The sequence below is a fragment of the Algoriphagus sediminis genome, assembly GCF_030403435.1.
Taxonomy (GTDB): Bacteria; Bacteroidota; Bacteroidia; order Cytophagales; family Cyclobacteriaceae; genus Algoriphagus; species Algoriphagus sediminis.
The window spans coordinates 660,364-678,174 of sequence record NZ_JAUEPH010000001.1; the positions used below are offsets into that span (position 1 = coordinate 660,364).

The window sequence follows — 17,811 nt, forward strand, 5'->3', positions numbered from 1 at the left end:
TCAAAAAAACCGGCTTAGGCCGGTTTTTTTATTTAGTAGATTTTAAAGATTTGATTTGCCTTGTTCTAACTCCATCTTCAATCACCCAGCCTCCACTAAATCGGCCATCAGGTCTGTGAAAATGGTAAATTCCTGAAAAGCTTTTAGGGTGGTTATAATATCCACCTTCTTTAAAATCAGCATAATTTAACTCCTTAGGCTCATCGGGATAAATACTCAGCAAATAGGCGGCAAAATCTCCATCTTTTTGAGGATAAAGTATTAAAATCTGAAGAACATATTTTTTATTAAAGCCCTCAACATTTAAGTGACCTGGGATTTTAACAGTTTCCCAATCGAACTGAACTTCAATCACTCTTTTCCCATCATTTTGATTATAAATCTTGTAATTTGACCAAATAGGTTTTCCCTCCCAAGAACCCATTTGACCTACTTCATCAGGGTTTTCGTTTAGAACTAAGTTTGATTCATACCAGGATTTGGCAGCTTGAAGTTCTTGATCTTCAATGATTATTTCATCCTTTGGTTCTTCTTGCTTCGCTGAGATACAACTAGACCCTATAAGAATTAGTATTATCGAAAGTAGCCTCAATTGATTCATCATTACCTTAAGAATGTTGGAATTAAATGTAAATGTTCTCTCCTTCATTTAAGCCAGTGTTTCATTTTTGTTAGAAGATTATAAAAAGAAAAACAAACACTAAATATTTAGATGAAAATATTGAAATAAATCAAGCCAAGTTTTCTTTAGTAGTCTCACTTCAAAGCTAGTTCCACATCCATTTATTAATGGATCAATTATTTGAATTAATCCATTCATGCTCTTCACGAAATAATCGTCAAGTAAATTAAAAACTGGACTAAGCCACTTTCTATTCTTTTCTCTTAAAGATTAATAATTTACCCGTGTATGTATCCATCAAAACCAGGTATTCCTCCGAAAGCGTTTCTAAGTAATAGCACATGGAGTCTCCTTTTCCATCATCTATACTTAAATATTTCATGTCCTCAGGGTCTGTAGAATGAGCATTGCAGTCAGTGCCACTTTTCTGAATCGAATAGCTTTTTGCTGAAGAATGCACAGATGATTCCTTATTTCCAAAATCATCATCAAACCCACCATCCTCAGTGAAAACCCAGACCATTTCCGGATCTTTTTCGAATTCCCAAGCTCCAACAATAGATGACTGAGCTAGGACAGGAAATGAAGTAAGTAGTAACAGAAGAATTAAAACTAGTCCTCTGGATTGATTTTTTTTCATTAAGCTTCCTGCATTAAATTCTTCATTGGAAAAGGTTTATCAAAGGTCACTTTTTCTACCAACTAACTTATACAATAATCAGAGTAATTGAAACTCTGGAAAGCCAAGTATCTCCAGTTTTTTCGAAAAAAAACAATGAACTTCCCCCGCATGGAATTGGAGAACATTGGGTGCTAACAATGACTCCGCAATACTTCCCCTCGTTTAGAAATACTGGCTTTGACAGCACCTTATAAACTATCTCTTTCGATTCTTCCTTGAAGGTGCTTAGAGTTTCATTTGACAAAACACGGATGTGATTATTCAATAGTGAACTGTCGAAAAGGTATGGCTCACTCGTTTGGCTGATAAACTGCTCCCAAGACCGCTGAGCGATATAATCACTTACTTGACCATTTTCAAAATTCCTAATTTGATCCAAATCATCAACCCTACTGTAATCGTCTAGTAAAATCTCTACCAAGCTCGAATCACTTTCCATTTTCAAATAAACCACTGTATCACCTAAGCTTTCAAGATGATTGGTCGAGTATAGCCAATTAAGGAAATTGTGGGTTTCCATTTTACTCGTATCTGCTTCATTTTCTGAACAAGAAAACAGTGTTAAAACGATTAATTGAAAAAGTAATTTAGAACTATTCATTTGGGCAAGCCTTGGAACCTTTTGCATTTGAATTTGAATTAAGCTCTGCATAGTAAATATCACTAATCCTTCTTTTATCTTCCAAACTCAACTTCTCATAGACATCGGTCCCTGAAAATCCAGACCAAGCCAAATCTTTGAAAAACTGATCATTACTCAAAAGAGAGGATGGATATCCCAATGACGACGCAAAGTCTTTGAGACTTGTAGCAATATGGGAGACAAATCTATTCTCTATAAACAAATTATGATGTATCGGATTATAGTCTATTGATCCAGGGACATTATATTTAGTTATATAATAATTCAATAGTGCATTTAAGTCTTGATCTACCAACGGGTATTGTTCAATAAATAGAAAATAGGCATGTAAAATTTCATGTAAAACAGTTTTTGCTATAAATAGGTCCGAAGAACCAGAAATAACCGAACTGTTCAAAGTTATATTAGCTTGGTTGTTTGAGATGAATGGATTTGTACAACCAGGAACCCCTACCCCGCAGTTTGTTCCATATGAAATTTTAAGATCAAAATTAAAAGGTGGAGCAAGATCTCCAGAAAACTTGTCAAAAATTATCTTGAAATCAGCTTTAGAGCTACCTATCAATTGATTGATAACTAAAATATGACAATTACTTAAACTAGCCAAATCAATTTGATCATCTTCCTCTTCCTCCTCTTCCTCATAGCACTCATAAACTGTTATTCCTAGAATATTAGAATCTACTTCTTCGCAGTTTTCATTTGAATCGTCAGGTGTACCTCCTCCTCCACCTGAAGTGCCATCCGGTGATTCTGGAGCCAACATTACTGGGTCAGGTTCATTAATGCAGTAAACCCCACCATATTCTTCCGTGACCCCACTAGTCAAGCACATACCATCAGCACTACAACTTTTTGTCCAAGTCCGGGTAACGTTCTGATAACATCTCAATCTGGAATTTGAATTTTTAGTATTTATTTTATTCCCATCTAGTTTTTTATACAGCTTAATCTTGTGTGTTATCACGCCATCCTTAATCAGCCAACCTCCTATGAACTTACCGTTAGGCTTAGAAAAGTGATATTCTCCTGAAAAGTTCTCTGGAATCTCTTGATATCCGCCTTTACTAAAGTCATCCAAAGTGAATTGTTTATCTGAATCATCTGGATAAATGCTCAAAAAATAGGGCACATGTTTTCCTTCCTCTTTGGGGAATAAAATCAGAGTTTGTAGAACCGATGATTTATTGAATCCTGCCGTATTGAGGTGCTCAGGTATCTGAATCTCTTCCCAGTCAAACTGAACCTCAATAACTTTCTTCCCATCCTTTTGATGGTAGATTTTGAAACGGTCCCAATTTGGCTTTCCTTTTCGCTCACCAAATTGCCTTGCATTTTCTATTCCAGATTCCTGGATTAAGTTGGCTTCGTACCAGTTTTTAGCCGCAAGAAGCTCAGGATTATCTGATGATTGTATCGGATTCTCTGGCTCATCAATGCACGAAAAGAGCAGAGTTGAAAAACTAACTACCAGAAGCAGGCCAAAATAATAATACTGTTTGGCGCGATGTGTGTGTGTGTGTGTGTGTGTTGGGTTGCATAATTGCTATTGAAATACTAAAACTTTATTCAATTAAGTTTTAAAAACAAAATCATACAACTAAATCTAACTCTTTTTTAAACTCATAATTCACAAAGCAAATACTTGTGTGTAAGTGGCACTTTTTAGGTTTTGAAAAAATTTGGCTATTGCATCAAAACTCTCCAAGCGGTTTCCACATCTCCTTTTTCTAAATATTCTTTAGCCAGTTCGTGAAGATGATTTTGGAATGACTCCGGGTCATTCACAAATCTTCTCTTGATATCCAAAATTGCCGGATGATGGGAAAGTTCATTTACTTCTTCTTCTGAGGGTAATTCCTCTACGTTAGCCAAACGACCAAGATTATTTCCAGTTAAAACCGGACTGATTCGTACAGATTCCGGTAATTGATCCACTCCTATCCCTTTGGTGCGTAATGGTTTTGGAATCTGGAAAAGCGAATCACCACTCGCTCTGCTGTACCAAGCCCCACCCAGTCTAGCCACTGCATCCAGTTTATTAGGATCAATAGCACCAGCACTATCCATGACATCTTCACTCACATGAAGCGCCAGCACTTCGCATATGACCAAGTTTCCTGATCCTCCCTGATCTCCCAGAGCCTTTACCTCATTCACTCTACATTCCATGGCTATGGGCGCTTCTTTGACCCTGGGCGGTTTTACTTTTTCCGAAGGAACTGAGGTCAAACCAGCCTTCACGAATTCATTGACACCCTTTTCATATTCTGTGCTTGCAAGTGACATTTGCTCTACCAGATCAAAATTCACCACATGGATAACCGTCTCAGGAACTTCTAGGACATTCTCCAGCGTATGCTTCGTGGTATTGTCTCGCACACGCCTTGAAGGTGAAAAGATCACGATGGGCGGATTTGTGCTGAAGAGATTAAAAAAGCTAAATGGGCTCAAATTCACATTCCCCTCTTTATCAATGGTACTGGCAAAAGCAATAGGCCTGGGAGCCACACTTCCCTGTAGCAACGCGTGAAATTCTGATGTTTTTAACTCTCCGGGATAAAAGGTTTTCATATCTTGGGTTTATCAATGCAGTTTACTTGAAAATAATTTTTAAGCCAAAAGGTTCTCCTATGCGCCACTTTCTTTTGACAATAATCAGGCAATCACCGTCAATGGACTTCTGAGTCATCCTTCGATTGCTCAAAAACATAACATAGCAACCTTTAATATCCGTTGGGATAATCCGAACGATGTTGGAAATCTTTGGAAGGATAGATTACCTCATGTTATCGAAGTCATTGAAAAATATGACATTGGAATCGTGGGGATTCAGGAAGGTCTGGAACATCAGGTTGATCAATTAACAGAAGGTCTAGGCTACAGCTTTCTTGGGGTTGGGAGAGATGATGGGGCCAAAGCCGGGGAATTCACGGCCATACTATATGATTCTGAAAAATATGATCTTTTGGATGAAGGGACTTTTTGGCTTTCTCCTACTCCAGATATACCCAGTAAAGGCTGGGATGCGGCTCTAAATCGAATTTGTTCCTGGGGTAAATTCAAAGACCAGAAAGGAAAGGAGTTTTTTGTATTTAATATCCACTACGACCACATTGGTCAGGGGGCAAGAGTAGAAAGCAGTAAATTGGTGCTTGAAAAAACCAAAGAAATTAATTCAGAAAATTATCCGGCTGTCTGGATTGGCGACTTTAATGTCACTCCGGAAAACGAGGCCTATAAAGTTATAGTAGATAGCGGCTGGAAGGATACGAGATTGGTTTCAAAGTCAGAATCATTTGGCCCTCGGAACACTTTCACCGGTTTCGAATGGAATCCCCAAAATGAACGGATTATAGATCATGTTTTTGTGAATTCTGGATTTTCGGTTTCCAAACATGGAATTATTGATGACCACTACGGGGAAAAATATCCCTCTGATCATTTTCCGGTTTTAGCCATAGTTGAGTTTGAGGAGAAGTAAATGAATCGTCAAGCGAGGAAGAATGACGAAGCAGTCCTTTAAAGATTTTTGAAAATTGGATCAAGGATGGTGATTGCTTCTCCCGATTCTCGGGATCGCCAATCCGACTATCCAGGCAGGCAATAACGAACCTAGACAATAAAAAAAGCTCTCCATTTCTGGAGAGCTTTTCTTCTATATTTTTTACATCAGGGCTCCAAAGCAGCCACACCCGGAAGCACTTTTCCTTCCATATATTCCAGCAATGCTCCACCCCCGGTAGATACAAAGGAGACCTCATCACCCAATCCAAATTTATTCACTGCGGCGGCAGAATCTCCTCCACCTATAAGGGAAAAGGACCCTAATTTTGTTGCTGCAACTACGGCATCAGCTACCGCTTTAGTCCCCTTATCAAAAGAAGACATTTCAAAGACACCCATCGGACCATTCCATAGGATAGTCTTGGATTCAGCAATTACTTCGGCAAATAGTTCTCTGGTCTTTGGACCTATATCCAATCCCATCCAACCATCGGGGATTTCGCCTTTATTTGCTATTCCCTGTTCGGCATCGTTTGCAAAAGCCTTGGAAATAATCGTATCCACCGGAAGTACAAGGTTTACCCCTTTCGCTTTGGCCTTAGCCATCAATTCAAGTACGAAGTTCAACTTATCCTCTTCCAGCAAAGAATCGCCTATCGTACCGCCTTGAGCTTTGGCGAAGGTATAAGACATTCCTCCACCTATGATTAGATTATCTACCTTATCAAGCAATTGCTCAATAATCAAAATTTTATCAGAGATCTTGGCACCTCCCATGATGGCTGTAAAAGGTCGCTTTGGATTCTCTAGAACCTTATCGGCATTTCTCAATTCAGAAAGCATGAGATAACCACAGACTTTATCATCAAAAAACTGAGCGATAACTGCAGTGGAAGCATGAGCCCTATGAGCGGTTCCAAAGGCATCATTAACATAGATTTCACCATGATGAGCTAGCTTCTCAGCAAAATCTTTATCTCCAGCAGTCTCTTCTTTATAAAACCGGAGATTCTCAAGAAGCAGAACCTCTCCAGCTTTTAATCCCTCGGAAAGCATTCTTGCTTCCTCACCGATACAATCAGGAGCAAATTTTACAGGAACACCTAGCGCCTTTTCTAAATCCAAAACAATATGTCTTAAGGAAAACTTATCTTCCGGACCTGTCTTTGGACGTCCTAAGTGAGACATCAAAACGACCGAACCTCCATCATTCAAAACTTTTTGGATGGTAGGTACGGCTGCCTGGATCCTGGTATCATCGGTTACAGATAAATGCTCATCAAGCGGAACATTGAAATCTACTCGCATGATGGCTCTCTTGCCCTCAAAGCTGAGGTTATCCACATTTTTAATTCTACGGTTCATGGTAAAAAGATATTAACGGTTGAAGCAACTTTCAAAAGTTGAATTTATTAAAGATTATGTCAAAACACGGAAAAATAAGTCAGAAATCACTCTTGGAGTTAGTCTTTAACCGCCGCTCGTCTAAGTCTGTCATTGATAGCTTTGCCTAAGCCACTTTCTGGCATTGGCTCCGCCAAAATTAAATCAATATCCAAATCATCAAGCTTTCTCATGGCTGCAAAAAGGTTTTGCGCAGCCTCATTCAAATTTCCTGAAGGGCTAAGCTGAACCTGGTTTAAAGGGGTAATTTGATCAAATTCCTTGGAAAGACTGAGAATTCCAATTCGCTCGTTCTCCACTTCTGATTCTTTTAGAAGGACTTCAATATCTCCTAACCTAAAAGGAACTTTCGGAGCATAGTGACTTTTCAATAACCCGGGAGCCTGAGGATTAGAAGAACTATGACTGGTGACTTTTACTTTACCAATTAGGTTTTCAATGCTATCGATCGAAAGCCCTCCAAGTCTATAAATCACAGCCTCATCCCCTTCCATTCCTGCGATGGTACTTTCCAAACCAATCTGGCTATTTCCTCCGTCCAAAACAAAAGGGATTTTTTCTCCTAGCTGAGCATTCACATGAGCAGCAGTAGTTGGGCTGATATATCCAAATGGATTAGCACTCGGTGCAGCCAATGGAAAGTCTAAATTTTTCAAAAGTTCCAGAGTCAGTGGATGAGATGGTACCCGAACTGCAACTCTGGGCAATCCTGAAGTGACTATGTCAGGAATGATTTTTTTCCTAGGCAAAAGTAAAGTCAATGGACCTGGCCAGAAATTATCTGCGAGCTTTGCCAAAGGCTCAGGAATTTTTTCACAGTACTCAGAGACTTGATCTACCCCCGATACATGAACAATCAAGGGATCAAAGCTTGGTCTTTCCTTAACTTCAAAAATCTTTGCTACCACATTTCCATCTAGGGCATTTCCCGCAAGACCATACACAGTTTCAGTGGGTATACCGATTACCTCACCTTCATTTAAAGCTTTGGCAGCCTGAAAAATATCCCTGGAAATAAGTGCCATTTATTCACAAAAATCGTCCAGCCAACTTTGCGCCTCAGAAATCCCCAAGGACAAAGCCATTTTTAGGTCAGCGCATCCTTCCTCCCTTTGGTTCAAGGCACTCATTCTTGTCACGCCTAATAGGTAATAGGCCGCACCATTATCTGGATCCAAATTCAGTGAAACCGTGAGTGCTTCAATTGCAGAAATTGGATCATTATTCCCCAAAAGGGCTTTTGCCCGATTGAAGTGAGCCAGAGCCTGATTTGGATCTACCTGAAGTGCAGCATCAAAATCCAATAGGGCATCTTCGTATTCCTCCAGTCCTAGGAGTGCCAACCCCCGATTATAGTAAATATCGGTTTGGCTTGGATCAAGGCCATTTGCAAGGTTAAAATCCGAAATGGCTGCCTTGAAATTCCCAAGTTCCAGATTAGCATTTCCCCGATTAAACCAGGGCTTGTAGGAAATAGAATCAGCCTGAATCGATGCTGTAAAAACTGGAATAGCCTCTTCAATTTTCCCAAGCTGGAACATCGCCACACCCTTCGCATTTAAAGCTGTCGAATTGGAGGAATTTTGCTCCAAGGCTCTATCGAAATACTCAATGGCCTGCTCCCAGCTTTGATTATCCATTTCGGTAATCCCAGCACTCACAAGTTCTTCTTCACTTGGGGAACAAGCGATGAGAATAATTGATAAAAAGAGGATCCAGAGTTTTCGCACAGGCCTTTAATTTTTTCGCAAAGATAGAAATCTTTTTAGCCTGACGGCAAAAGCTTTTCTCTATACACAGCGGGAACTGGCGTTGGCTTCATGGTTTTCATATCTACTGAAACCATGACCGTATGACATTTGGAAAATACCTTAAATTCAGAATCTCCATCGCTCACGATCACCTGCTCCAAATCGAATGAAGAATTACCGATTCTGCTACAGCGTACCAAGCACTTGAATTTATCTTCAAGATGAATCGGTCTTAAGTATTCGATGGTGGTCTTTCCGACTACAGTTCCGACTTCCATCACATTCCACCCCGCAATTTCATGAAGAAATAAGCCACGTGCGTGCTCGAAGTAACTGAAGTAAACTCCATTGTTTACATGCATATACCCATCGATATCCGAAAATCGAATTTGTAAAGGACAGGAAAATGAAAATTGATCCAGGTTGAGATCAGAATTTGTACTCATCAAATGGTGATTTCAGAACGACTTGTTTTTTCCAGCATTCGAAGGATAGATGGGTTATGACCAATCAAATCCTGAACGGAATCGAATGTGATCCAGGCCAAAGATATGCTTTCGTTGCTTAAAACAAGTGGCTCATCCAAATCAGCCTCTATCAAAAATCTCACATCGTAATGATAATGCTGTGGCACACCTTTTCGCTCAGGAATAATATGTTTATCAATATCAAAAATCTCTGCTTCAACCAGTCTAAGGGATAATAAACCGCTTTCTTCAGTGGCCTCCTTCATAGCAACTCTCGGGAGGTTTTCATCTCCATCTGCATGTCCACCGAGCTGAAGCCATCTTCCCAATTTCCGATGCAAAGTGAGTAGAGTGTGCGTTCTATTTGCATTGACTATCCAGGTGGATGCAGTGAAATGACCTGCGAGTCTTTCACGAACGAATGCATTATCATCCTTCAGAAGATCAAGAAAATCAGGGATAAACCTGGATTCCTCCTCATAGGGTGTTCGGTATTTTGAAAGTTGGGTGTGTAGTTTTTCGCGGTCAGTCATTGGCTACGTCGAATAAATGATCCATAAATTCATCAAATGGCAGGGCGTCCTGATAAAGCCTGTCCGAATAAACCGTAACCAGCAGCCGAAGATAGCTGGGGCGATTATCCGAAGAATACTTCTCCACACTCACATTCCCATAAAGTTGAGAAATGAGTTCTCCTTCCTCAAGCATTTGAAGAGGTGGTTTAAAATAAAACTTTTCTATTTCTATGACTTGCTGGCCTCGCTCTTCTATTTTTCTATCCAGGCTTACTTTTTTGTATCCCATTTTCAAGCAGCGAGCTGCAAAGCTGTGAAAAAGCAATTCAAAAGATTCCTCAGTGAATGGTTCTTCAAACGTCACCGCAAAGCCATTGGCATACTTACTGGAAAAAATATGTACCTGTGGATGCTCGTTTATCTGACTCTTTTTGAAGTGATAGTTTTTAAGAACCCGTTTTAACAATTCAGAACCTTCCTCACTTGAAAACCATCTTTCAGCGCTTAACACCTGCTCTTCAGTCAGGGTATAGTTTTCCTTGTGACTTACTTTTTGAGTAGAAGTCCCGAAAACTTTCCCGAAAATGGAATCAAGATATTTATTCATTAAGAGTGATTTTTCCAGCTGGATTTTTGATAAGCTCTCCTGAATCTATCCAGCCTCGAATATAATCCAGATTTTCTCTGGTATCTGGAGTACCTGCCTCGCTCATCAGTTCTCGTAGGGATAACTCTCCTTTCTTCTTTAAGGTTTCTATTATCCGCGACTTTAGGGAATTTAAGTTTCTATCTGGATCTGATTCCCTTTTCCTTTTTAGGCAAACGTCACAGATTCCACATGGCTTTACGTTTTTCTCCCCAAAGTAATTTTGGATTAACTCCATTCTGCAAGCCTCCTCCTGATGAGCGTATCTAACAATTCTTTCAGCATTTTGAATGGTCAGAATTCTTCGCTCATTTATTCTTTTGACATTCAAAGGGAGATTATTAGCATCATAACGTGAGGTCAGGAAAAAAATCCGGGGTCGGTCTTCCCGATGATCATAATCCAGAATATCCATCTGCTCAAGTTGCTTGAGCCGCCTGATGAATTCCTGAATTGAAATGTTGAGTGCCTTGGCATGCGAGGCTTCATTGATTTTTATGTATTCGGTAAAGAGATTCCCTCCATGCGTCCTCAAAAGTAACTTGATCACCGGATCCAGATTAGCATAGGCAATTTGAGTGCGATAGACTGTTTCACTGTCTACTAAAAAATGGACCCTGGATGGAGAATAGTAACTGTCACTCATGGCAATAAGTCCTTCTTCTTCCAGCACCTTCAATCCATAAAAAGCCTCCAAAACACCCAGATTATATTTTCTGGCAAAGTCACTCCACTCGAAATTCAGGCCTTCATCGACTTTGCTCCCAACTGCCAATTGAAAATGATTCGCCAAACACTGGTATACACGGCGGATGAAATCAGTGGGAGGATAAACCAACGCAGCCCTTTCCATCATCTTTTCAAAATCGCCTTGATTGCTCAAAAGAACTCCAAAGGCCTTTTCTCCATCCCTTCCTGCCCTTCCTACTTCCTGGTAATAGCTTTCTATATTTTCCGGTAAATCACCATGAATCACTATGCGTACATCAGCTTTGTCGATACCCATTCCAAAAGCATTGGTACAAACCATAATCCGAATGGAACCTTCCATCCATTTCTTTTGAATTTCATCCCGCTCCTTTACGATCAAGCCTGCATGGTAAACTCCAGATCGAAAACCTAACTGATTGAGAGCATGAGAAATTTGGTGGGTCAATTGGCGGCTTCGAACATACCAAATCGCTGATCCATGGAGCCTGTGCAGTACTTCCACCCCCTTCTCGAATTTATTTTCAACCAGCCTTACGCTGAGGCTAAGATTAGGTCTGGCAAAACTCCCCTGGAAAAATTGAGGAAATTTCATCTCCAACTTTTCCCTTATGTCCTCACTTACTTTAGGGGTGGCCGTAGCAGTCAGAGCAAGAATAGGTGCTTGAGGATGATATTGCCGAATAGATGCAATTTTCAGGTATTGGGGTCGGAAGTCATAACCCCATTGAGAAATACAATGCGCCTCATCCACAGTAATAAGATTCACATTCATCTGCTTAAACCTCTCAATGAAAAGCTCGGTCTGCAGTCTTTCCGGAGATACAAAAAGGAATTTATAATCCCCGTAAATGCAATTATCCAGCACGCGGTCAAGCTCCCTCTTATTCATTCCTGAGTAAATAGCCTGAGCTTTAATCCCATAGCCTCGTAGAATATCTACCTGATCCTTCATCAATGCTATCAAAGGGCTTACCACCAGACAAATCCCTTCTTTGACCAATGCAGGAATTTGATAGCAAAGGGACTTACCTCCGCCAGTCGGCAACAAGGCCAGAACATCCTGTTGCTCTAAAACAGAATGAATAATTTTGGATTGTAAAGGACGAAAAGACTTATGCCCAAAAACCTCCTGAAGGATATTTTCCGGAGACTTTGACACTTACCACTGAGGTTTTTTCTTTTCTAAAAACGACGAAATTCCATGCACACAATCAGGGTGAGCCCGCCCCTCTGCATTAAGTTTTGCCGCCATCATGAGGTTCTCGTCCCTTTGTTTTTTGTTTAGCTTACGCAAAAGAGCTTTGGTCGCAGTCATGGAATGTGTGGAGTTTCCTTCGATCAGTTCCTGCGAAAAGGATTTCACCTGCCTCTCTAAATCATCAGGAGAAAATATATCATTGACCAAGCCATAAGCCTTCGCCTTTTCTGCATCGATCAGTCCTCCATGTAAAAGAAGTTCCTGAGTTTTAGCACCACCGATTTGCTCATTCAAAAAGACGGATACTAAGGCAGGAATAAATCCAATCCTAACTTCGGTGTAGCCAAATAGCGCTTTTGGGACCGTAAAGGCATAATCACAAACGGTCATTAACCCACAACCTCCAGCAATGGCATGACCCTGAACCTGAGCAATCACCACCTTTGGGAACTCATAAATTTTCGCAAAAAGCCCTTTTAACCTGAGGCTATCCTCCAGGTTTTCTTCAAAGGTATAAGACTGTAAATCTTGCAGATAAGCTAAGTCAGCGCCAGCACAAAAAGCTTTTCCTTCGGCTTTAAGCACAATAACCTTCACTTCCTCATCTTCAGAAAATTTTTCGAAAGCTTCGGAAAGTTCTTGGACCATTTCGGGACCAAGCGCGTTTCTTTTCTCTGGTCTGTTTAACGTGATATAGCCTATGCGATTTTCTTTATTGGTTTTTACCATTTTGGATGATTTGCATGTTCAAGATAAAGGATGCCTGAGCATTGGCAAAATAGTCAATAGATAATCCGTATGGCATTTTTTTCTAAAGGAATGGTTTCTTTTTGAGGTAAATTTTCCCATTCCCCCTTCCTCCAAAGCTGGGTGTCAAAATCCCGATCTGAACTAACCGTAAGCACGTTTGAATCCAGAAGCAAAGAAATCCCAATTTCAGGGAATTGATAATCGGATTCCTTGGAGATTGCCCTCAAATCATTCGGTATAATGCGTTGATTCCTCGAGACCCGGTAGGGATCAACAGAATAACTTATATCCTCGGGATCAAAGCCTTTCGAAAAAGATTTCAACCCGTCTTTGCCGTAGGCATCCAGCAAAAAACCTGATTCTGCAGGATAAAGGATGACTTCATTCTGTGAAACTCGATGGTTTTCGATGGATTTAAAAAGGACAAAAATGAATGAAACAGAAAGTAATAGTCGGGCTGCGATTTTCTTTTTGAACTCTCTCCATCCTGCGATAATCAAGAGGACAGACCAAATAAAGATCATGGTCGGAATGGAAATAGTTAACCGGTCAAGCCTGAAGAAATCAAGGTTAGAAATCCCATAAATCAAGAAATTCTGAATTTGAATCAAAAGATTTAAAACCCAGGCCAAAGCATCTCCTATTATCGGCAAAGACCCAATAGCCAGCCAGGGGATCCCAATCTGCATAATCAAAAATGAGATGGGTAAAACCAGCAGATTGCCAATCAAGAAAAGCGTGGGGAAATAATGAAAATAAAAAATGGAAAGAGGGAATGTGGCTAATTGAGCAGCGATACTCACAGAGGTCAACTGCCAGAAATAGTCCAAAATCCGATTTTGAGGAATCCAAAGATTCAGGATCAACGGCTGAAGAAGCACAATTCCAGCCACTGCTAAATATGACAGTTGGAAGCCAACATCATAAATCATATTTGGAGAATAGGCGATCATAATCAAGGCAGAAAAGCCTAACAGATTGAAAAAAGGTGGCTCACTTCTTCGCATTTGTCCAAAAAGAAAAAGTGAAAACATAGTGGATGCCCTCACAACCGACGGAGAAAATCCAGTCAGGCAAGCGTAGAACCAAAGGAAAAGAATCACAAAAAATAAATATCCACGTTTCAGCTTTCCTGAAAACTTAAATGCCTTGGCGAAAAAGAGGAAGATCAAATAAACAATTCCAACATGAAGTCCTGAAACCGCGAGAATATGCATAACACCGGCATTGCCATAAGCCTTTCGAGTTTCAGGGCCCAGACTCTCTTTCTCTCCGATTAAAAGTGCCTTCACTACGGAGGCCACTTCCTCATTTTCAAAAGAGTTTTCGATTCTGTTTGTAAGATTATTCCTCACCCCTTGCAGCCAACGAAAAAAGTTGAAATCAGAATTCTGACCTATCCCATGTAAATCCTTACCCACAAAGTGCCGGAAAGCTATTTCCTTCCTTAATAAGAATTTCCTGTAATCAAACTGTGCGGGTCCGGTGGTTTCAGGAAGTTTTTCAGAACTACCCTTGATAAGGAAAATCTGACCGGGCTGAAATTCCATATCCATCTGATGATAGATTAATACCTTTGCGTCTACCTTATCCCAGGTTCCATCGATAAGGACTTTAGAAACCTTAAAAGTATTCTGCTTTGAATTGGCTTTTTGAATATCATAATCTAAAGCCTCTGCCACATAGGCTTCAGATTTTTCTAAGGGATAGTTCAGTAATTTGGACAAATTTCTTCTCTCCAAACTAGCTAGTAAAAACCCAAGGGCTAGGATTAAGGAATAAGCAAGAAATGGGGAATACCTAAATTTCCTTTGTCCAGAAACAATTAAAATTAGAAAATAGGTGATCCAGCCCAGACCTAATCCCCAACCAACAATCATATAATTCTGGATTGGGAAAACTTCCGAAAACAAAACTCCCAGGATCAAAAAAAACAGATAACGTAAAAATGGAACCTCCGTAAAATTCATATCAAAAAATATCTCCTATGAATTTAGGAAAAATGAAGCATAAAAAAAGCCCCTAAAAGGGGCTAATTTTTTCAGAATCTAACTGATGTTAAAATCTATATCCAAGGCTAAAACCAGCATTAAATTCAACTCGGGTGAATCGTTCGGCCACTTCATCGCTAAATCCTCTGGCAATACTGGCATAGGGACCGAAAGCAAAGCTTTCTGAAAACTCCCACTTGTATCCTCCGCCAGCTCCAAATATAAAGGCATTCATATTGGTAGTGACCATATCACCATCGACCATTTCTTCAAATTCGCCAAATCGGATTTTGGCTAAAGGAAATAAATAAAACCTTCCATTAGGATTATCCCCAAAATAAAAATTCATAGATGCCTGAACAGAGTTTGTTTTGTAGTTTTTATCTCCACTTTGAGAATTAAACCCAAATCGATCATTTATATGAACCTGTAAATCCAAAGAATGGTCATCCCCCAAAAATTTTTCATACCCCACCTCGACGGATCCTAGTAGAATAAGATTCAGGAAGTTTACTTTTACTTCATTGGTTTTACTCCCGAAGCCTCCACCGCTTCCGCTACTTGAGATTAAATCCTGTGCCAAAAGTGCTGTAGAGCTTAACACAGCCATTGCTATAGTAAAAATTAGCTTTTTCATTTTGTATCAGTTTAAGATTTCAATTCCATTCTATAGTGCAAAATATTACATTCTTCGAACATCTCACCAACTTTTTCAAATCCGTAACGCTCATATAACGTAATCGCATTTATTTGAGAGTTTAAGTATTTCATTTTGCCTTTTGCCTCCTCATTCGACTCAATATTGTCTAAAACTGCTTTGACCAACACCGAACCGATACCTCTTCCACGTAATTGTTTTTTTACTGCAACTCTCTCAATTTTCACTCCCTCTTTGGTAAATCTCCATCGTGCAGTTCCGATGGGGTTTCCATTTTCACGAACCAAAAAATGCGTAGAACTCTCTTCGTATTGATCGCATTCATCCTCAGGGGCCACTCCCTGTTCGATGACAAATGCCTGCTCTCTTATGGCCATCGCCGCTTTAAATGCTTCCGGACTACGAATTACTTCTACTTCCAGACTCATTTTTCGGTCTTTTGTCCTCTTCATTTCGCTCGTAAGCTTCAATGATACTTTTCACCAGTTTATGCCTGATGACATCCTTTCCACTCAGGTTGACCATACCTATTCCTTTGACATTTTTGAGGATTCTCAAAGCCTCAGAAAGTCCTGACTTTTGCCTTACAGGCAAATCCACCTGGGTCTGATCACCGGTAATCATCACTTTGGCATTTGGACCCATTCGAGTCAAAAACATTTTGATCTGTTCACTGGTGGTGTTTTGGGCTTCATCCAAAATCACAAAAGCATCATGCAGGGTTCGCCCTCGCATGTAAGCTAAAGGAGCGATTTCAATCACCCGGGTCTCCTGATAGTACTTCAGCTTTTCAGGCGGGACCATATCCTGAAGCGCATCATAAATCGGCCTTAGATACGGATCTAATTTTTCCTGAAGATCTCCAGGTAAAAAACCTAGGTTTTCTCCCGCCTCCACAGCAGGTCTGGTGATGATGATTCTTTTTACCTCCCTGTTTTTTAAGGCCCTTACAGCCAAAGCTACAGCAATGTATGTCTTACCGGTTCCAGCCGGCCCTAAGGCGAAAACCAAGTCATTCTTAACCATGGCAGTAACCAATTTCCGCTGATTGGCAGATTTTGGCTTAATAACCAATCCCTTGTTACCAAAAACAATGACGGTATCCTTGTTTGCTTCCTCCATGGCTGCTCCGTCTGCATCGATGTAGTCTTTTACATTCTCTGGGCTAAGCTTACCATACTGGTCAAAATGAGCTAAGAGCTGATTAAAAACCTCATTGATCCGAAGTATTTCTGGAGCTCCTCCTTGAATCCGAACTTCATTTCCTCTGGATATGATTTTGCTCTGAGGAAAAGCTGCTGAAAGCTGCTTAATATTCGCGTTTGCCGCACCTAAAAATTCGGCTAAAGGGATGTTTTCTAAAGTGATTACTTTTTCGACCAAACTCGTCTTTTTTGATTTGAATTATCCTTGAAGGCTAAAGAATAAAATTTCTATTTTTGTTCTTCTCGTTGTACAAAAGTACACAATAAATTTACCCATTTCTATGGCATTAGTGACAATCCTCTCTGATTTTGGGGATAATGATTTTTATTTACCTGCCGTCAAAGCCAGTATGCTGTCGATCAATCCACAACTAAATATTGTGGAAATATCGTCTAACTCAAAGCCCTTCGACCTTGCTCCTGCAGCCTTTTTATTAAAATCTGTATTTCGCGAGTTTCCAAAAGGGACTGTGCACCTAGTGGCCATGCAAACCACTATGGGACTTACTGATGGGTTTGTGGGATTGAAATTAGAGGATCATATTTTCATAGGGCCAAATAATGGGGTTTTAAGCCTATTATTTGATCAGGATCCGGGAATAATTGTGCGTTTTTCGGATCAGTTTATTAAACAAAGCAGCTTTCCGGAAAAGGAGATCCTGGCTCCTATCGCTGCAAAAGTAGCCAGCGGTGCATCCATCCATGATTTCGGAGGGCCCTTAAATCGATTAAACAAACTGCTGTACAGTCAGCCCAAAGTGACCAGAGAACAAATTTTGGGGCATGTTGCAAATGTAGACGGATACGGAAATTTAATCACCAATATTCGTAAAGTAGACTTTGAAAAACTCAATCCCGGTAAATACTCTATTGAATTTAACCGTGAAATCATCCATCAAATAAATCAATCATATCATGATGTGGAGCCTGGGGATTGTTTTGTGATTTTTAATAGTCTAGGATTCCTGGAAATTGGAATCAATCAGGGGAATGGTGCCGGCTTGTTGGGATTAAAGCACGATAGTCCCATTCACATTAATTTTCATCAGAATGCTTAGAAT

General features: G+C 40.1%; 19 protein-coding genes. 2 read left to right on the forward strand and 17 right to left on the reverse strand.

The features are described from left to right. Positions 1-28: 28 nt before the first annotated feature. The 5 genes from QVH07_RS02800 to QVH07_RS02820 all read right to left on the reverse strand — a co-directional run bounded on the left by QVH07_RS02800 (position 29) and on the right by QVH07_RS02820 (position 4,521). A complete protein-coding gene (locus QVH07_RS02800; protein WP_289998608.1) occupies positions 29-649 on the reverse strand; it encodes a hypothetical protein in 621 nt (206 codons plus the stop codon). Between the two features lie 223 nt (positions 650-872). Next, positions 873-1,262, reverse strand: a complete 390-nt coding sequence (locus QVH07_RS02805) for a hypothetical protein (RefSeq protein ID WP_289998609.1) — start codon at positions 1,260-1,262, stop codon at positions 873-875. Between the two features lie 67 nt (positions 1,263-1,329). Next, positions 1,330-1,824, reverse strand: a complete 495-nt coding sequence (locus tag QVH07_RS02810; RefSeq protein WP_289998610.1) for a hypothetical protein — start codon at positions 1,822-1,824, stop codon at positions 1,330-1,332. Positions 1,825-1,897: 73 nt separating this feature from the next. Continuing rightward, on the reverse strand, positions 1,898-3,067 hold the full coding sequence (locus QVH07_RS02815; RefSeq protein ID WP_289998611.1) for a hypothetical protein: 1,170 nt from the start codon (positions 3,065-3,067) through the stop codon (positions 1,898-1,900). Between the two features lie 566 nt (positions 3,068-3,633). After that, positions 3,634-4,521, reverse strand: a complete 888-nt coding sequence (locus tag QVH07_RS02820) for a flavin reductase family protein (RefSeq protein WP_289998612.1) — start codon at positions 4,519-4,521, stop codon at positions 3,634-3,636. 157 nt (positions 4,522-4,678) lie between these two features. Between QVH07_RS02820 and QVH07_RS02825 the strand changes: the two genes are divergently transcribed. Beyond that, positions 4,679-5,431, forward strand: coding sequence for an endonuclease/exonuclease/phosphatase family protein (locus QVH07_RS02825; protein WP_289998708.1), 753 nt, complete (start codon positions 4,679-4,681; stop codon positions 5,429-5,431). A gap of 188 nt (positions 5,432-5,619) precedes the next feature. Here the strand turns inward: QVH07_RS02825 and QVH07_RS02830 are convergent, their stop codons facing one another. The 12 genes from QVH07_RS02830 to QVH07_RS02885 all read right to left on the reverse strand — a co-directional run bounded on the left by QVH07_RS02830 (position 5,620) and on the right by QVH07_RS02885 (position 16,928). Beyond that, positions 5,620-6,819, reverse strand: a complete 1,200-nt coding sequence (locus tag QVH07_RS02830) for a phosphoglycerate kinase (RefSeq protein WP_289998613.1) — start codon at positions 6,817-6,819, stop codon at positions 5,620-5,622. A gap of 98 nt (positions 6,820-6,917) precedes the next feature. Further along, entirely contained in the window at positions 6,918-7,883 is a 966-nt protein-coding gene (locus QVH07_RS02835) for an L-threonylcarbamoyladenylate synthase (RefSeq protein ID WP_289998614.1), read from the reverse strand. After that, a complete protein-coding gene (locus QVH07_RS02840; protein WP_289998615.1) occupies positions 7,884-8,588 on the reverse strand; it encodes a tetratricopeptide repeat protein in 705 nt (234 codons plus the stop codon). 35 nt (positions 8,589-8,623) lie between these two features. Then, a complete protein-coding gene (locus QVH07_RS02845) occupies positions 8,624-9,055 on the reverse strand; it encodes an acyl-CoA thioesterase (protein WP_289998616.1) in 432 nt (143 codons plus the stop codon). Next, positions 9,055-9,609, reverse strand: a complete 555-nt coding sequence (locus QVH07_RS02850) for an NUDIX hydrolase (RefSeq protein WP_289998617.1) — start codon at positions 9,607-9,609, stop codon at positions 9,055-9,057. The genes QVH07_RS02845 and QVH07_RS02850 overlap by 1 nt, the downstream gene beginning before the upstream one ends. After that, positions 9,602-10,198, reverse strand: a complete 597-nt coding sequence (locus QVH07_RS02855; protein WP_289998618.1) for a hypothetical protein — start codon at positions 10,196-10,198, stop codon at positions 9,602-9,604. The genes QVH07_RS02850 and QVH07_RS02855 overlap by 8 nt, the downstream gene beginning before the upstream one ends. After that, positions 10,191-12,107 (reverse strand): RecQ family ATP-dependent DNA helicase, encoded by a 1,917-nt coding sequence (locus tag QVH07_RS02860; protein WP_289998619.1) that lies wholly within the window; start codon positions 12,105-12,107, stop codon positions 10,191-10,193. The genes QVH07_RS02855 and QVH07_RS02860 overlap by 8 nt, the downstream gene beginning before the upstream one ends. Further along, positions 12,108-12,875: an enoyl-CoA hydratase/isomerase family protein gene (locus QVH07_RS02865; RefSeq protein ID WP_289998620.1), complete on the reverse strand. Its 768-nt coding sequence runs from the start codon at positions 12,873-12,875 to the stop codon at positions 12,108-12,110. A gap of 53 nt (positions 12,876-12,928) precedes the next feature. Next, entirely contained in the window at positions 12,929-14,866 is a 1,938-nt protein-coding gene (locus tag QVH07_RS02870; protein ID WP_289998621.1) for a ComEC/Rec2 family competence protein, read from the reverse strand. Between the two features lie 88 nt (positions 14,867-14,954). After that, positions 14,955-15,524 (reverse strand): DUF3575 domain-containing protein, encoded by a 570-nt coding sequence (locus tag QVH07_RS02875; RefSeq protein ID WP_289998622.1) that lies wholly within the window; start codon positions 15,522-15,524, stop codon positions 14,955-14,957. 11 nt (positions 15,525-15,535) lie between these two features. Then, positions 15,536-15,973 (reverse strand): GNAT family N-acetyltransferase, encoded by a 438-nt coding sequence (locus QVH07_RS02880; RefSeq protein WP_289998623.1) that lies wholly within the window; start codon positions 15,971-15,973, stop codon positions 15,536-15,538. Further along, positions 15,945-16,928 (reverse strand): PhoH family protein, encoded by a 984-nt coding sequence (locus QVH07_RS02885; RefSeq protein WP_289998624.1) that lies wholly within the window; start codon positions 16,926-16,928, stop codon positions 15,945-15,947. Before QVH07_RS02885 ends, QVH07_RS02880 begins: the two co-directional genes overlap by 29 nt. 103 nt (positions 16,929-17,031) lie before the next feature. On the opposite strand from QVH07_RS02885, the gene QVH07_RS02890 reads away from it, so the two are divergent. Further along, entirely contained in the window at positions 17,032-17,808 is a 777-nt protein-coding gene (locus QVH07_RS02890; protein ID WP_289998625.1) for an SAM hydrolase/SAM-dependent halogenase family protein, read from the forward strand. The last annotated feature ends 3 nt before the right edge of the window (positions 17,809-17,811 follow it).

Excerpts from the sequence above, each read along its gene's own strand:
- QVH07_RS02820 (WP_289998612.1), bottom strand. The coding sequence starts at position 4,521 with ATGAAAACCTTTTATCCCGGAGAGTTAAAAACATCAGAATTTCACGCG.
- QVH07_RS02865 (WP_289998620.1), bottom strand. The coding sequence starts at position 12,875 with ATGGTAAAAACCAATAAAGAAAATCGCATAGGCTATATCACGTTAAAC.
- QVH07_RS02845 (WP_289998616.1), bottom strand. The coding sequence starts at position 9,055 with ATGAGTACAAATTCTGATCTCAACCTGGATCAATTTTCATTTTCCTGT.
- QVH07_RS02805 (WP_289998609.1), bottom strand. The coding sequence starts at position 1,262 with ATGAAAAAAAATCAATCCAGAGGACTAGTTTTAATTCTTCTGTTACTA.
- QVH07_RS02890 (WP_289998625.1), top strand. The coding sequence starts at position 17,032 with ATGGCATTAGTGACAATCCTCTCTGATTTTGGGGATAATGATTTTTAT.
- QVH07_RS02855 (WP_289998618.1), bottom strand. The coding sequence starts at position 10,198 with ATGAATAAATATCTTGATTCCATTTTCGGGAAAGTTTTCGGGACTTCT.
- QVH07_RS02830 (WP_289998613.1), bottom strand. The coding sequence starts at position 6,819 with ATGAACCGTAGAATTAAAAATGTGGATAACCTCAGCTTTGAGGGCAAG.
- QVH07_RS02835 (WP_289998614.1), bottom strand. The coding sequence starts at position 7,883 with ATGGCACTTATTTCCAGGGATATTTTTCAGGCTGCCAAAGCTTTAAAT.
- QVH07_RS02850 (WP_289998617.1), bottom strand. The coding sequence starts at position 9,609 with ATGACTGACCGCGAAAAACTACACACCCAACTTTCAAAATACCGAACA.
- QVH07_RS02875 (WP_289998622.1), bottom strand. The coding sequence starts at position 15,524 with ATGAAAAAGCTAATTTTTACTATAGCAATGGCTGTGTTAAGCTCTACA.
- QVH07_RS02880 (WP_289998623.1), bottom strand. The coding sequence starts at position 15,973 with ATGAGTCTGGAAGTAGAAGTAATTCGTAGTCCGGAAGCATTTAAAGCG.
- QVH07_RS02810 (WP_289998610.1), bottom strand. The coding sequence starts at position 1,824 with ATGGAAACCCACAATTTCCTTAATTGGCTATACTCGACCAATCATCTT.
- QVH07_RS02870 (WP_289998621.1), bottom strand. The coding sequence starts at position 14,866 with ATGAATTTTACGGAGGTTCCATTTTTACGTTATCTGTTTTTTTTGATC.
- QVH07_RS02800 (WP_289998608.1), bottom strand. The coding sequence starts at position 649 with ATGAAGGAGAGAACATTTACATTTAATTCCAACATTCTTAAGGTAATG.